11 protein-coding genes are annotated in these 14,768 nt (G+C 69.4%); 9 read left to right on the forward strand and 2 right to left on the reverse strand.

Translation table 11 applies throughout. The annotated features are described in order from the left end of the window. Positions 1-166 precede the first annotated feature (166 nt). From AB0I11_RS23675 to AB0I11_RS23715, 9 genes are all read left to right on the forward strand, one after another. A complete protein-coding gene (locus AB0I11_RS23675) occupies positions 167-2,221 on the forward strand; it encodes a DUF2264 domain-containing protein (protein WP_357324374.1) in 2,055 nt (684 codons plus the stop codon). After that, positions 2,218-3,522: an extracellular solute-binding protein gene (locus tag AB0I11_RS23680; protein ID WP_357324377.1), complete on the forward strand. Its 1,305-nt coding sequence runs from the start codon at positions 2,218-2,220 to the stop codon at positions 3,520-3,522. The genes AB0I11_RS23675 and AB0I11_RS23680 overlap by 4 nt, the downstream gene beginning before the upstream one ends. A gap of 116 nt (positions 3,523-3,638) precedes the next feature. Further along, positions 3,639-4,502 carry a sugar ABC transporter permease gene (locus AB0I11_RS23685; protein ID WP_357324380.1) on the forward strand — a complete coding sequence of 288 codons (864 nt, stop codon included), beginning with the start codon at positions 3,639-3,641 and terminating at the stop codon, positions 4,500-4,502. Continuing rightward, positions 4,502-5,398: a carbohydrate ABC transporter permease gene (locus AB0I11_RS23690; RefSeq protein WP_357324383.1), complete on the forward strand. Its 897-nt coding sequence runs from the start codon at positions 4,502-4,504 to the stop codon at positions 5,396-5,398. The genes AB0I11_RS23685 and AB0I11_RS23690 overlap by 1 nt, the downstream gene beginning before the upstream one ends. Positions 5,399-5,403: 5 nt before the next feature. Next, complete coding sequence (locus AB0I11_RS23695; RefSeq protein WP_357324386.1) at positions 5,404-6,081, forward strand: hypothetical protein; 678 nt, start codon at positions 5,404-5,406, stop codon at positions 6,079-6,081. An 88-nt stretch (positions 6,082-6,169) separates the two neighbouring features. Continuing rightward, positions 6,170-7,354, forward strand: coding sequence for a glycoside hydrolase family 88 protein (locus tag AB0I11_RS23700; protein WP_357324389.1), 1,185 nt, complete (start codon positions 6,170-6,172; stop codon positions 7,352-7,354). 29 nt (positions 7,355-7,383) lie between these two features. After that, entirely contained in the window at positions 7,384-8,208 is an 825-nt protein-coding gene (iolB, locus tag AB0I11_RS23705) for a 5-deoxy-glucuronate isomerase (protein ID WP_357324392.1), read from the forward strand. Positions 8,209-8,210: 2 nt separating this feature from the next. Then, positions 8,211-8,975: a 2-dehydro-3-deoxy-D-gluconate 5-dehydrogenase KduD gene (kduD, locus tag AB0I11_RS23710; RefSeq protein WP_357324463.1), complete on the forward strand. Its 765-nt coding sequence runs from the start codon at positions 8,211-8,213 to the stop codon at positions 8,973-8,975. Positions 8,976-9,185: 210 nt separating this feature from the next. Next, complete coding sequence (locus AB0I11_RS23715; protein WP_357324395.1) at positions 9,186-9,668, forward strand: methyltransferase domain-containing protein; 483 nt, start codon at positions 9,186-9,188, stop codon at positions 9,666-9,668. 116 nt (positions 9,669-9,784) lie between these two features. Here AB0I11_RS23715 and AB0I11_RS23720 read toward each other — a convergent pair whose 3' ends face one another. Further along, positions 9,785-10,408, reverse strand: a complete 624-nt coding sequence (locus AB0I11_RS23720; protein ID WP_357324398.1) for a class I SAM-dependent methyltransferase — start codon at positions 10,406-10,408, stop codon at positions 9,785-9,787. A gap of 248 nt (positions 10,409-10,656) precedes the next feature. Continuing rightward, positions 10,657-14,649, reverse strand: a complete 3,993-nt coding sequence (locus tag AB0I11_RS23725) for a S8 family serine peptidase (RefSeq protein ID WP_357324401.1) — start codon at positions 14,647-14,649, stop codon at positions 10,657-10,659. Between the last annotated feature and the right edge of the window lie 119 nt (positions 14,650-14,768).

Below are 14,768 nucleotides of genomic sequence, written 5' to 3' on the forward strand. Positions count from 1 at the left end.
CGGCGGTCTTTTGATCCATTGTGCTCATCCGGGTTCGGTACGAACATTGACTTGTTCTGTTGTGAGCGTTTTACTTCGGAAGCCTCGCTGTTGCCTGCGTCACGTGTGCGGGCAACGCACCGCTCCGACGCGCTCTTGGAGGCGGATCGATGCGACAGGACCGCGGATGATGGTTGGCGGAACCGGTGCTCCGGGGTCCGAGCCCGACTGGGCTGCCCGCGCTGCCAGGACCTGGAGCCGGGATGACTGGCTGGCGCTGGCTGACCGGATGCTCGCTGCCGTCCGGCCTTTCGCGTCGCCCGGCCACTCTCTGGTCGTCGTTCCTGGCCGGCAAGGGGGCTACGGACGGGCCGTCGACGGCCTGGAGGGGTTCGCCCGAACGTTTCTGCTGGCCGGTTTCCGTATCGCCGGTGCGAACGGAGTGGGTGTCGACGAGCTGGTCGACTACTACGCGGCGGGAATCGCGGCCGGTACCGACCCGAAATCTACGGACCGCTGGGTGCGGCTGGACGAGCACCCCCAGGCGAAGGTCGAGGCCGCCTCCCTCGCGCTCGTCCTCGACCTGACCCGTCCGTGGATCTGGGACCGACTCTCATCCGAGGTGCGGGAGTGGGTGGTGGACTACCTGGCCCCGGCGGTCGGCGATGCCACCTACCCGCGGATCAACTGGGTCTGGTTCCGGCTGGTCGTGCAGACTTTCCTCCGCTCGGTGGGCGGGCCGCACTCACTGGACGAGATGGCGGAGGACCTGGCCACCCATGACAGCTTCGCCCGCGCGGACGGCTGGATGTCCGATGGGTTCGAGCGCGCCTACGACCATTACGTGGGCTGGGCGCTGCACGTCTATCCGACGCTGTGGGCCCGGATGGTCGGCGCGGAGGATCTGGCGGCGGGGCGCCGCGAGCGGGATCTGGCCGGCCTCGACCGATACCTGCGTGACGCGGTCGCGCTCGTGGGCTCGGATGGGTCGCCGCTGGTGCAGGGGCGGAGCCTGATCTACCGGTTCGCGGCCGCAGCGCCGTTCTGGGTCGGCGCGATCGCTGGGGTGCCGTCGGTCAGTCTTGGCCAACTGCGCCGCGCGGCCACCGGCATCGTGCGCCACTTCGTCGACCACGGCGCCTTCGATGATCGCGGTCTGCTCACCATGGGCTGGCACGGGCCGTGGCCGCGGTTGGCCCAGGCCTACTCTGGGCCCGGCTCGCCGTACTGGGCCAGCAAGGGTTTGCTCGGCATCGCCCTGCCCGCCGACCACCCCGTGTGGATGGTGCCGGAGGAGCCGCTGCCTGTCGAGGAGCGGGACGCCGTCCGGGCCGTTCGCGCGCCGGGTTGGCTGGTCTCGGGCACCCGCGCCGACGGCATCGTCCGGGTGATCAACCACGGCACCGACCACGCCGTCGAGGGAAGTTCCGTGGGTGACTCGCCGCTCTACGCCCGGCTCGGCTACTCCACCGCGACCAGCCCGGTGCTCGACGAGAGCGGCTGGGCCAACCCCCTCGACCAGTCCGTCACCCTCGTCGACCGAAGGGGCAGAGCCACGCATCGTGCCGGTATGCGTCTGCTGACGGTGCATGTCGACGGCGATGGAGTGGGTGTGGCTGGTTCGCGCACCCTCGCCCACTGGGTTGATCCGGACCCGGGCCACCGTGACCACGGCGGTGGCCGTGCCGGCACGTTCCGGCCGGCCGGCAGCCTCACTGTGTACTCGCTGGTCCACGGGCCCTGGGAGCTGCGTCTGGTCCGTGTCGACGATCTCGCCGACGATGTTGACGCCGCCGAGTTGCGCCTGCGGATCGGTGGTTGGGCCGTTGCCGGTGGTGCGACGGCAGCCTTCGACGGCGGTGCGGTCAGCGTGACCGGCGCAGGCTTGACGAGCCGGCTCGACGGCGTGCACGGCGGTGGTACGGCCGGTGCCACGTCCGTTCCCGACGGCGGGCCGTTGGCCGGTGGGCTGGTGGTGCCCTGGGTAGATCACCCGGTTCAGCCCGGTGCGTGGGTCGTCGTCCTCGCCGAGCTGTCCAGAGATCCCGCGGTCACGGTCAGACAGGGCTGCCGGGTCGCGCTGGGCGAGGACGCCGGCGGTTTTCATGTTGCGGTCGTCTGGCCGGGCGGGGCGACCACCATGACCCGACTGGACCTTGAGCGGGCCACATCCGCAGTCCAGCGACCAGGTAGTAGTCCGGGCGGCCCATCCGAGGCCTCTGACCTAAGGAGTAAGGGATGAAGCGCGCAATATTTACTTCCGTCAGTGTCGCGATGGCGCTGACACTCGTCCTCGCCGGCTGTGGCGGCGAGGACGAGCCGGCCGACCCCAATGCCCCGGTGACGATCACCTTGGCGGGTTGGAGCCTGGACTCCACACCGGAGTTCAAGACGCTCGCCGACGGCTTCAAGGCGACCCACCCGAACGTGACGGTGGAGCTCAAGGAGTACGCCGCAGGCAACGACTACGACACCCAGATGATCACGGACCTGGCCGCCGGCACCGCCCCGGACGTCTACATCATGAAGAACCTCAAGAACTTCTACACGTACCAGAGCGGTGGTCAGCTGCACGACGTCTCCGACGTCACCTCCGGACTCGGCTCGGTCCCGGCGCTGGCGTCGTACCAGGTGGATGGCAAGGCGTACGCGGTGCCGTACCGGCAGGACTCGTGGGTGCTGTTCTACAACAAGGAGCTGTTCGCGAAGGCGAAGGTGACGCCACCGGACGGCAGTTGGACCTGGGACGACTACACCGACGCGGCGAAGCGGCTGCACACCGGGCTGAAGATGGCCGGCTCGAACGCGACCGGCGCCTACCAGCACACCTTCCAGTCGACAGTGCAGGGATTCGCGCTCGCCCAGACCCCCAACGCGGACCTGCTCTCCGGGGACTTCGGTTACCTGAAGCCGTACTACGAGCGGTCACTGGACCTGCAGGCGGCCGGCGCGCAGCCGACCTTCGGCACCGCGAAGACCAACAAACTCACCTACCAGGCGCAGTTCGGCAAGCAGGAGTCGGCGATGCTGCTGATGGGCACCTGGTACGTGGCCACGCTGCTCAACCAGCGAAAGAGCGGTGACGCCGACACGTTCCAGTGGGGGATCGCCCCGGCGCCGCAGTTCGACAAGTCCACCACCGGCACCTCCGCCACACCGGTCACCTTCGGTGACCCGACCGGCCTGGGGATCAACCCGAAGATCAGCAAGTCGAAGGTCGCCGCGGCCAAGGCTTTCCTCCAGTACGCCGGCGGCCCGGATGCCGCCAAGGCGCTGGCCAGGATCGGCATCACCCCGGCCCAGGTCACCGACGCGGTCACCGCGACGCTGTTCGGGCTGGACGGCGTACCGCAGGACGACCTGTCGAAGTTCGCCTACGCCACGCACACCGTCAAGCCGGAGAACCCGGTGTCGAAGCACACCGCCGGCCTGCAGAACCTCCTCAACGAGACGCACTCGGCGATCCTCTCCGACAGCAAGGGCGTCGACGCGGCGCTGAGCGAGGCGCAGACCCGCGCCAAGAACGAGGTCCTCAACCAGTGAGCTGATGGTGGGCCCGGCGCGCCTGAGCCGCGCGCCGGTCCCACCCCCATGCCGAACGCTCCCGGAGACTCCCCATGGCAACATTGCCGCGCACGAGACCCAGGAACCGGCGGCTGGTGTCGCGCAACACGGTCGCCGGCTGGTCGTTCATCCTTCCCAACTTCCTCGGCTTCGCCGTGCTCACCCTGCTACCCGTCGTCGTGCTGTTCTACGTGGCCTTCACCGACTGGAACGTCTTCGGAGTGGCCGAGTGGACCGGCACCGCCAACTTCCGGCGAATGTGGGGCGACGCGAGCTTCTGGACCGCACTGCGCAACACCGTCTACTACACCGTCTTCCACATCCCGCTGACCCTCGCGGCGTCACTCGGGCTGGCGCTGTTGCTCAACCGCAAACTGCGCGGCGTGCGGTTCTTCCGCACCGTCGCCTTCTTCCCCTACATCACCTCGATCGTGGCGATCGCGGTCGTGTGGAACCAGCTGTTCAGCCCGGAGTACGGCCCGATCAACGCTCTGCTCGGTGCCGTCGGGGTGGACAACGCGCCGGGCTGGACCACGTCGTCGACCTGGTCGATGCCGGCGGTCATCATCGTCGGCACCTGGCGGTACATGGGCTACTACATGCTGCTGTTCCTGGCCGGCCTGCAGACCATCCCGGCCCAGCTCTACGAGGCGGCCGAGACCGACGGCGCCACACCGTGGCAGCGGTTCGTGCACGTGACCCTTCCCGGGCTGCGACACACCACCTTCTTCGTCACCGTGCTGCTCACCATCGAAAGTTTCAAGGTCTTCGACCTCATCCTCGTGATGACCGGTGGCGGACCTGGCCAGTCGACCCTGGTGCTCTCGCAGTACATCTATCAGAAGAGCTTCGAGGAGAACCAGTTCGGCTACGCCTCGGCGGTCTCCATCGTCCTGTTCGCCATCTGCTTCAGCATCACGGTCATCCAGTTCATGGTCAACAAGCGGAGGAACAGCTGATGACCGCGACCGACCTCGCCGCGCCCGCCCCGGCCATCACCGTGCCCGGCAGCGGCAGACCACCCAGCCGGCGGGTGGCGTCCCGAGGCTGGCGGCTCGTCGGGTACGCCGCACTCGTGCTCGCCGCGGCCGGGCTGCTGCTGCCGTTCTACTGGATGGTGGTGGCGTCGTTGAAGACCAACAGCGACGTCTTCACCATCCCGATCACCTGGCTCCCCGATCCCGTGGTGTGGCGCAACTACCTCGACATCTGGCAGCGCTCGGACATGACGACGTGGTTGGGGAACACGCTGCTGCTGTCGATGGTCGTCACCCTCCTACAGGTGGTGACCGGCAGCTTCGCCGCCTACGGCTTCGCCCGGGTCCGCTTTCCCGGCCGCAACGCGCTCTTCCTGGCGTACGTCGGGACGATCGCGGTGCCCTGGCAGTCGTACATGATCCCGCAGTTCATCCTCATGTCGAAGTTGCAGTTGTCGAACACGCTGTGGTCGATCGTCGCGATACAGGCGTTCGGAGCGTTCGGCGTGTTCCTGATGAAGCAGTTCTACGAGACGATCCCCGAGGAGCTGAGCGAGTCGGCGCGGGTGGACGGGCTCAGCGAGTTCGGCATCTACCGACGGATCATGCTGCCGCTGTCCCGACCGGCGCTGGCCAGCCTGGCCCTGCTGACGTTCGTGACCACCTGGAACGACTACCTCGGCCCACTGATCTACCTGCGCAGTCCGGAGCTGCGCACCATCCAGCTCGGGCTGAACACCTTCATCTCCCAGTACAACGCCGAGTACGCGCTGATCATGACGGGCTCCGTGCTGTCCGTGCTGCCCGTCGCGGTCATCTTCCTGCTCGGCCAGCGCTACTTCATCGAGGGCATCGCCACGACCGGACTGAAGGGTTGAGGTCCATGCGTTCGCGTCACCACACCATCACCGCCGTCTTCGACGGCGTCTACACCGCGCTCGTCAGCAACCTGCTGCTCGTGCTCGGCTGCCTGCCACTGGTGGCCCTCGCGTTCACCACCGAGGCGGCGCGCTCCTGGCCGCTGTACGCGCTGGCCGCCCCGCTGTGCGCGCCGGGCCTGTGCGGGGTCTTCGCGGTCATGTCCGACTACTCGTCCGGTGGGTCCCGCAGCCTGCTACGCACGTTCGGCGACACCTGGCGGGCCACCGCCCGCCGGGCCATCCTCTGGACCTCCGCGGCCACCGCGGTCCTGGTCGTCCTCGGCGTCGACGCGTACGCGTCGTGGGGCCACCGGGTGGGTGCGCTCACGCTGCCGATCCTCGCCGTGCTCACCGTGCTCACCGCCGCCACCACGCTCCTCGGCCTGGTGACCATCGCCGAACGGCCCGCCGCGCGGCTGCGCGACGTGGCCCGTGCCTGCGCCTACCTGGCGGTGCGCCGTTGGTACCTCACCGCCGCGTCACTGCTGGTACTGGCATTGCTGGCGCAGCTCTTCGCGGCCCGTCCCGCGATCGCGCTCGGCGTCGCGGCCGCGCCGCTGCTGTACGTCGTGTGGTCCAACAGCCGGTACAGCCTGCGGGCCGCGCTCGACCCACCGACGGCTGCGGCCCCGAGCACCTGATCACCTCCGCCCTCCCGGCGATCGAGCCGGGACGCCGACGAAACACCTGCCCGGCACCGGACCGGACACACGAGGGAGAACAGCATCCATGACGGCGACCAACGTCCGTCCCAGCCCGGACGCCGAAGCGATGGCGGCCGCGGTGACCGCCGCGATACGGACCATCGAGGCGAACATCGACACCTTCGGCACGCGGTACCCGGCAGACACCACCGTCGCGAACCGCTACCCCTTGCGACCACCGACCGCTGGCCAGCCGGAAGGCGCCAACGTCGGCTGGACCACCAGCTTCTGGCCCGGCATGTTGTGGCTCGCTCACGACTTGACCGGTGACGAACGCTATCTGCGGGCCGCACTGTCTCATGTGGACAGCTTCGCCGACCGGGTGCGCGACGGCATCGACCTGGAAACGCACGACCTCGGGTTCCTCTACACCCTCGCCTGCGTCACGCCGGCGCGACGCACCGGCGACCGGCGTGCCCGGGACGCGGCCCTGGCCGCCGCCGACCATCTGATGACCCGCTTCCTCGAACCCGCGGGCATCATCCAGGCCTGGGGCGACCTGGCCGACCCCCGCCAACGCGGCCGCACCATCATCGACAGCCTGATGAACACGCCGCTGCTCTACTGGGCCAGCCAGACCACCGGCGACGACCGCTACGCCACGGCCGCCCGCCGACACACGGCACAACTGCGCGAGCACATCCTGCGTCCGGACGGCACCACCTTCCACACCTTCTACTGGGACCCGGAGACCGGTGCGCCGCTGCGCGGTGAGACCGAACAGGGCCACGGGGACGACACCTGCTGGGCCCGCGGACAGGCGTGGGGCATCTATGGCTTCACCCTGAGCCACCGGTACACCGGTGACCCCACGCTGCTTGCCGCCGCCTCGACCTGCGCGGACCACCTTCTCGCGCGGTTGCCGGCCGACCACGTCGCCTACTGGGACCTGGAGTTCAGCGACGGCAGCGGCGAGGAGCGCGACAGCTCCGCCGCCGCGATCGCCGCCCGCGGCCTGGCCGAGCTCGCTGGCAGCGTCGCCGACCCGGTGCGTGCGAAGGGCTACCGAGATGCGGCCCGCCGAATCCTGCGCTCCCTGGTGGACAACTACGCCACCGGTGGCCCGACGGACTCGAACGCGCTCCTCCTGCACGGCGTCTACGACAAACCCAAGGGCATCGGCGTCGACGAGGGCAACCTCTGGGGCGACTACTTCTACCTGGAAGCCCTCACCCGCGCCACCATCCCCGGCTGGACCAGTCCCTGGTGACCAGCCCCACGGATCCTCGAAAGGTGACCATGAACTACCGATACCACTGCACCATTCCCGCCATCGACGGCAACAACACGCTGCCCGTCAACCCCTGCCGGCTACTGGACTTCACCCTCCTGAAGCTGTCGGCCGGTCAGTCCTGGACCGGCGGGTCCGGCGGCCGGGAGATCCTCGCGGTCATCCTCGGCGGCACCGCGAACTTCACCGTCGCCGACCACCACTTCCCGGAGGTCGGCCAGCGTGCCGACGTCTTCTCCGGCAAGCCACATTCGGTGTACGTTCCGGCGGGCGCCATCATCATGGTGGAGGCGGTCACCGACGTGGAGATCGCCCTGCCCAGCGCCCCCAGCGACCTGGCCACCGATCCGTACGTCATCGCACCGGAACAGGTCGCCAGCGGGCGCTGGGGCGGGGCCAACTTCGGTCGGACCTACCACCAGATCCTCACCGAGGTCAGCCAACCGGACCTGCCCGCCCGCCGGCTCATCGTCGGCGAGACCTACACGCCGTCCGGAAACTGGAGCACCTACCCGCCGCACCGGCACCGGGTCGACGACCTGCCCGCCGAGGCGGCGCACGAGGAGATGTACTACTACCGGGTCAACCCGCCGAACGGGTTCGGCATCAGCCGGGTCTACACCGACGACGGATACGAGGAGAACGTCACCATCCGAGATCACGTGATGCAGATGATGCCGGAGGGCTACCACACCGTCGTCAGCGCACCCGGCTACACCACGTACTTCCTGTGGTTCCTGGGCGGCACCCAACGCACCCAGGGCGCCCGCGAGGACGCCGACCTGGCCTGGGTCGGCCAGACCGTCTCGACCCTGCGCAACCTGGGCCTGTGACGATGGTCCTGGACGCCTTCCGCCTCGACGGGCGGGTCGCCCTGGTCACCGGCGCGAACCGCGGCATCGGTCAGGCCGTCGCGACCGCGCTGGCCCAGGCGGGTGCCGACATCGCCCTGCTGGGCCGCACCGACCCCGCCGAAACGATCGCCGCGGTGGAGAAGCTCGGTCGGCAGGCCCTCCTTGTACCTGTCGACCTCGCCACCGCCGGGCCAGACGAACTCGCCGACGCCGTCGAGACGGCCGCCGCCGGACTCGGCCGTCTCGACATTCTGGTGAACAACGCCGGCATCATTCGCCGCGCGGCCGCCGTCACCCACTCAGCGGAGGACTGGACGGCCGTGCTGCGCGTCGACCTCGACGCGGTATTCCACCTGTGTCAGGCGGCCGGCCGGATCATGCTCGACCAGGGGCGCGGAAAGATCATCAACAGCGCGTCGATGCTGTCGTACCAGGGCGGTATCCGGGTGCCGTCCTACACCGCCGCCAAACACGCCGTCGTCGGACTCACCCGGGCGTTGGCCAACGAGTGGGCCGCACACGGCATCAACGTCAACGCGATCGCGCCCGGCTACATTGCGACCGACAACACCGCGGCCCTGCGCGCCGACCCAGATCGGGAACCTGCCATCCGCGACCGCATCCCGGCCGGCCGCTGGGGCACCCCCGAGGATCTCATGGGCGCCGCGGTCTTCCTCGCCTCCGACGCCGCCCGGTACGTGCACGGGGCCGTCCTTCCGGTGGACGGAGGCTGGCTCGCCCGTTAGGAACATACGCATCGTGGGAACTGGTCGGTTGTTCAGCGCACAGCGGCAGGAGCGCCTGCTCGTCGAACTACGCGCTCTCGGCGCCCCGGCCGGCCTGCTGGCCGCCGGCGTGTTCGGCGCGGATCGTGTCGAAGTAGCCGGAGCGGGCGTACGCGGCCATCGGGTCCGACCCTTGACTTCAGGTCGACCTGAAGTCGGAGTGTGACGTCCATGACCGACGACACGATGGATGCCACCGCGGAGCTGATCGCGCGACTCGACGCCGCGGAGACCGAGGCGGGCGCGGTGCGGCTACGGCACCACAGTTACGAGTTGCTGCACCTCTCCCCCGGCGCCTCCCTTGTCGACGTGGGCTGCGGCACAGGACGGGCGGTGGCCGAGCTCCACCAGCGTGGAATGGCCGCATTCGGCGTCGACCCGGACGAGCTGATGATCACCACGGCGCGCCGCCGTTGGCCGGCGGCCGACTTCCGGGTGGCCAGCGCCGAATCTCTCCCACTGCCCGACCAGGCGGTGTCCGGATACCGGGCGGACAAGGTCCTGCACGAGCTGCCGGACCCGGCTGCGGCGTTGGCGGAGGCGCATCGGGTGCTGACCCCGGCCGGGCGGATCGTGCTGGTCGGGCAGGACTGGGACGCGCTGATGATCGACTCGTCCCACGCCGACCTCACCCGAGCGATCCTACGGACTTAGTCCAGTGACCGAACATGCCGGACGTCAGAAGGGTGGCGACGACGGCCGGTGGCGCAGGGACCTCGTCCATCAGGACCAGCCCCTCGATGGACAGGTGGGTCAGGGCAGCATCTTGCTCACCCGCTGGCCGGCTTACGGGCCGCGAGGCGTTCGATCACACCAGCAGCGAATCGCTGATGCTGCTCGATGTGCAGACCGGCCGAGGCCACGTCACGGATCGGACGCCGCCGGAAATGCTCACCGGCCGCCGGAACGCTGACCAGTTCGATGAGGCGTTGAATCGCTCGAACGGGACGGTTGGCGCCGACCACATGGTCGGCCAGCAGGAGCAGACCGCCGGGGCGCAGGACCCGGACCATCTCCTCGACCGCCCGGTGGTCGTCCGGTATCGCGCAGAGTGAGAGGGTGCAGACGACGGTGTCGAAGGTGGCATCGGGAAAGTCCAGGTGGTGGGCGGTACCGAGCCGCAGGTCGACCTCCCGGCCCAGTTCGGTGGCCCGCCGACGCCCGATCTCCAGCATCCTGGGGCTCAGCTCCACCCCGGTGATCCGTACGCCGTCGGGGTAGTGGGGCAGGTTCCGGCCGGTACCGATGGCGACCTCGAGGGTGGCGCCGGTGGCCTGTCGGCAGATCCATGCCCGGGTGTCGCGCAGCAAGCGGCGTTCGATGAAGGCCATCTGCCGGTCGTAGCCGGCGGCGTGCCGGTCCCAGACGCGGCGCTGCTTCTCGTCGTCACTCATGGTGGCGAAGATAGGTGACCTGCACCAACTCCGCCGGCGTACCGACCTGCCGGCCATCGATGGACCCGGAGCGACAGGGGCACCACTGCTGTGGCCAGCGGTAGCGGCCCGGCGACCTCACTGCGGCGCCAGTCAGCGGCGGCCACACTTCGGCGATGCCGACCGACCGGCCGCGAGCGGCAGGGTGAACGGCGTGCTGCCCGTCACGTCGTGCTTGCGGCGTGACGGGCAGCGTCGCCCTCGATCGGTCAGCCTCGGGTGGTCAGCCCGTAGGCATCCTGCAGTGTCTGCACGATCCGGTTGCCAGCGGCGTCCCAAGCCACGGTCCGCAGCTTCACCGTCTCGCTGCCCGGTCGCCTCGGGTGGATCGCCCGCACTTGATACTTCCCATCGGTCTGCGGCGTGGCACGCAAATCGCTCCAGGTTCTGCCGCCGTCATAGCTCGCCTGCACGGTCAGGCCGGCGATCTCCGGCAGGGCTTCCGTGGACGCCTGACGGTAGGGCTCGATCGTGAACAGGTGCGTACGACCGGCCGGCAGTCGGTTGTCCAGGTTGAGGTCGAAGTCGTACCGCAGGAAGATCAGCGGCTCCACGCGGCACTTGTCGTAACAGAAACTGCTCCGATCGTACCCGGGTGGGGTTTCCTTGCCGGTCGGCGTCTGCGACTGGAAGGTCCACTCGCTGTCGACCTTGGTGCCGTAACCGCCGTGCGGCAAGATGTTCTCCAGGTGCTGGGTCATGCGGTACGCGGCTGGTCCGCTGGGTAGCTCGTAGTAGGGCAGCACTCCCGGAATCGTGGAGAAGCTCCGCTGAGGCAGTTCCACGCCGTCGGCGTAGAGGTGGATCTCTTCCACCCCGGGGAGTTTGTCGGACTCCTTGTGGTTGGAGTAGCTGGTCAGCTGGTCGTAATGTCCGTCCTCGTCCACACCCAGCGTGAAAATCGGCAGGACGTCGGCCGAGGACAGCCCGGTGTACCGACAGACGGCGCAGGGCATCTCATTCGACAGCACGGCCAGCGTCTGCGGGCCGGCGGTCAGGGAGCCCGGTGGCGTGGGTCCCTCGCCCCAGGTCTCCGTCCGGGTGTGCGAGCGATTGAAGACCTCCTCGGTGTACATGAAACCGCGCCGATACGAGTAATGGTGGTTGGGCCCCTCGGCCAGCCATTCCGCGAGGTCGGCGATGATCGTCCCGCGGAACCAGAGGGTGGTGTCCGAGACCGGTCCGATGTGCTGGGTCCGGGCGGTGGGTCCGACCGTTTCCTCCAGCGTCAGCGTGGTGAAGGACGCGGCGACGCCGTCGACGGCGATCAGTGTCGGCCAGAATGGCTGGGCGTGCAGTTCCTGCGCGACCGGCCGGTCGGCGTGGTATTCCTGCTGGATGTTGACCAGGTTCGCATCGGTCACCTGCTGGGCCAGCGAGCCGGGGATGCCCCCCTGCTCAAGGTAGGACAGGGTGTAGACGTCGGGAATGGCCGGCTGTCCGTGGTAGTCGAAGATTGCCTTGCCCTTGGCCAACTGTGCCCGGACAGCCCGGCCCTCTGTCGCCGGCACCGCGATGGTGGGCAGCGGGAAGAGGCCGTAAGGGTGCTGGTAGCCGGTCAGGAGCGGCATTCCCTCGTCGCCGTAGGCGAGCACCGCGACGGCACCGGCGCGCGCGGCCCGGCGGAGCTCAGGAATGACGTTCTCGGCACCGAGGACCGGGGCGATCGACCGGTCACCGACGTCCAGTAGGGCGACCTTGCCGCGTATATCAACCCGAGCGAAGTCAGCCTCGCCGCCCGGTCCGACGTCGACGATCGGCAGGCGACCCCGGCCGTCGAGCCGCTGCACGCTCGCCGAGTAGTTCTGGTAGCGCGGATGCAGGGTGGCTAGGTTCCCCAGCTCCGGGACCCGGGCGGTGAGGACCGGAGTGCCCAGCACGTGTCCGTGTTCGAAGTAGAATTTCCCGATCGTGGCCGTTTCCGTAGGCACCGCCCAGGCCTTGATGCCGTACGGCATTTGGCCGGTCCACTCGCCGAAGGCCGTGGGCGCGCCGTCCACCTGGTGCCAGAAGTTGAGCGTCGCCCCGTACTCTTCGGCGGGCCGGTCTGCGGTGACCTCGATCGGTACGGCCTTGTTCATGTCGAGTGTGATGGTGGTGTCGGCGGACACCTCGACCTGCGGGTCGGCGAGCGCCACCGCGTGGTTCAGCTCGTTGGTGTCGTAGTCGAACAGGGCTATCGAGGTCACGGTGTAGACGCCTTCGTCGACATGCGCGCTCGCGGTCGCGGCGGCGGGTAGGATGATCCATTCACCGGTGTCCACGTCGATGCGTCGTGCGATGACCGTGCCGCGGAGTACGCGGGTGGCGTCGGCCCGTGCCGGCACGTGGACGGTCAGGTCGTAGCCCGGCGGCTCCTTGTAGGCGCCGACCGGCGTCCGCAGCGTCACGTCGCCAGCCGTGGCCACGATCTGGCCGGAGTAGAGCCCCGCCGTGCCCAGCGTCGGGTCGAGGGTGACCGTGACGTCGGCGGTGCCGCCGGCCGGTACCTCCAGGCTGGCCGGGCTGGCCGTCAGCATCCCGGCTGGTGCGGCCGCGCCCTCCGGCTTGGTGAGCGATGCTGAGACAGCGAGCGTCACCGGCTGGGTTCCCGTGTTGCGGTAGGTCATCGTACGGCTGGCCGGCGAGCCCTGCTGGGGAAGCCTCAGCCTGGCGAAGTCCACGCTGGCGGTCGCCGGGACCACGGCGGACCGGATCGCGGCGGCGACGTCGAGCTGGCCGGAACCGGTCTGGTAGACCGAGTAGCTGTCGTCCTTGGCCGTGCCGATCAGCGCCGCCTTGAGCTGGGCCGGGGACCAGTCCGGGTGCTGCTGGGCCAGGATCGCCGCGGCGCCCGCGACGTGCGGGGTGGCCATCGAGGTGCCCGACATCGACTGGTGGCCGCCGCCCGGCTTGGCCGCGCTGATCGCCACGCCCGGCGCGGCGATCTCCGGCTTGAGCGCGTGGTCCCCGACGCGGGGGCCGCGGCTGGAGAACCCGGCAAACCCACCGGACTTGTCCACCGCTGCCACGGTCAACGCCGCGTCGGCAGCCCCGGGTGAGCCGACGGTGCGGGGTGCGCCGGCGTTGCCGGCGGCGATGACGAACAGCGTGCCGGTGCTGGCGGTGAGGGTGTTGACCGCCTGGCTCAGCGGGTCGGTACCGTCGGTGGGCTCACCGCTGAGGCTCATGCTGACGATGTCGGCGTCCCGGTCGGTGGCGGCCCACTCCATCCCGGCGATCACGTCGGAGTCGCTGCACGAACCGTCGTTGCCGCAGACCTTGCCGACCAGCAGGCCGGCTCCGGGCGCCATGCCCCGGTAGGTGCCGTCGGTGCTGGCGATCGTGGCCGCGACGTGGGTGCCGTGCCCGTGGCCGTCGGCCACCGTCTGTCCCTGCACGAAGCTCTCGCTCGCCACCACCTTGCCGGTCAGATCCGGATGCTGGGCGTCGATGCCCGTGTCCAGCACCGCGACGCTGACCCCGGTGCCGTCCAGGCCCGCCGCCCACGCCTGTGGCGCTCCCGTCAACGGCACGCTGACGTCCAGCGACACCCGCGCGGTGCCGTCCAGCCAGATCTGGTCCAGCCCTGCACCGAGTTGGCCCGGCTTGGGCGACACCCGCGCCCAGAACGCCGCCGCTTCCTTCTTCGCCACGCCCAGGGCGGCGCCGTTGATGCTGTCGAGGGCCCGCACCGCCCTGCTGCCCGGCAGGTCGTCGGCTCTGGCCCGCAGCGCGTCCTGCGCCCTCGCCCTGGCGCGGGCCGACCTCAGGTCCGGACCGGCCCCCTCGTAGCCGACGACGATCGGCAGGGTGGCCGCCGCGGCGTCGGTGCGTCCGTCGGCGATCAGCCGGCGCACATCGAAGAGGCGGCGGTCCAGCCGCCCGGTCGCGACCAGTTCGGCCGCATCCGACGGCAGCACATAGAGGTTGTCCTGGTCAACCAGCGACCGGACGAGGACCTGCCGGCCGTCCGGACGGGCCGACACCTGGGCCTCGACCCGAGGTTGCCCCCCGGCGGGGATCGTCACGTGCACCTTGTCGCCGGTGACCAGTGTGATGTCGTGGACCTTCGCTGTGCTGCCGATGAGTTGGCGCAGTCCCGGCGTGGCCGCCAAGGCATCGGGCGGTTCGGCGTTCGCTGGGGCCGCGGCTGCGGTCAGCGGCAGCACCGCCGCCAGCAGGGCCGCCGTGACGACGGTCCGTCGACGATGTGGGAACATTCATCCTCCTCGATGGTTCGACACTAGGGAGCAGACGGGAACTTGTGGTCTTCGCGGTATTGCGACGGTCGTCGCCGTCCCCGGCCACAGTGCTTTCGCTCCGGCCGGGGATGGTGCGG

Origin of the sequence: Micromonospora sp. NPDC050495, from assembly GCF_040655175.1 — a bacterium.
Classification (GTDB): domain Bacteria; phylum Actinomycetota; class Actinomycetes; order Mycobacteriales; family Micromonosporaceae; genus Micromonospora.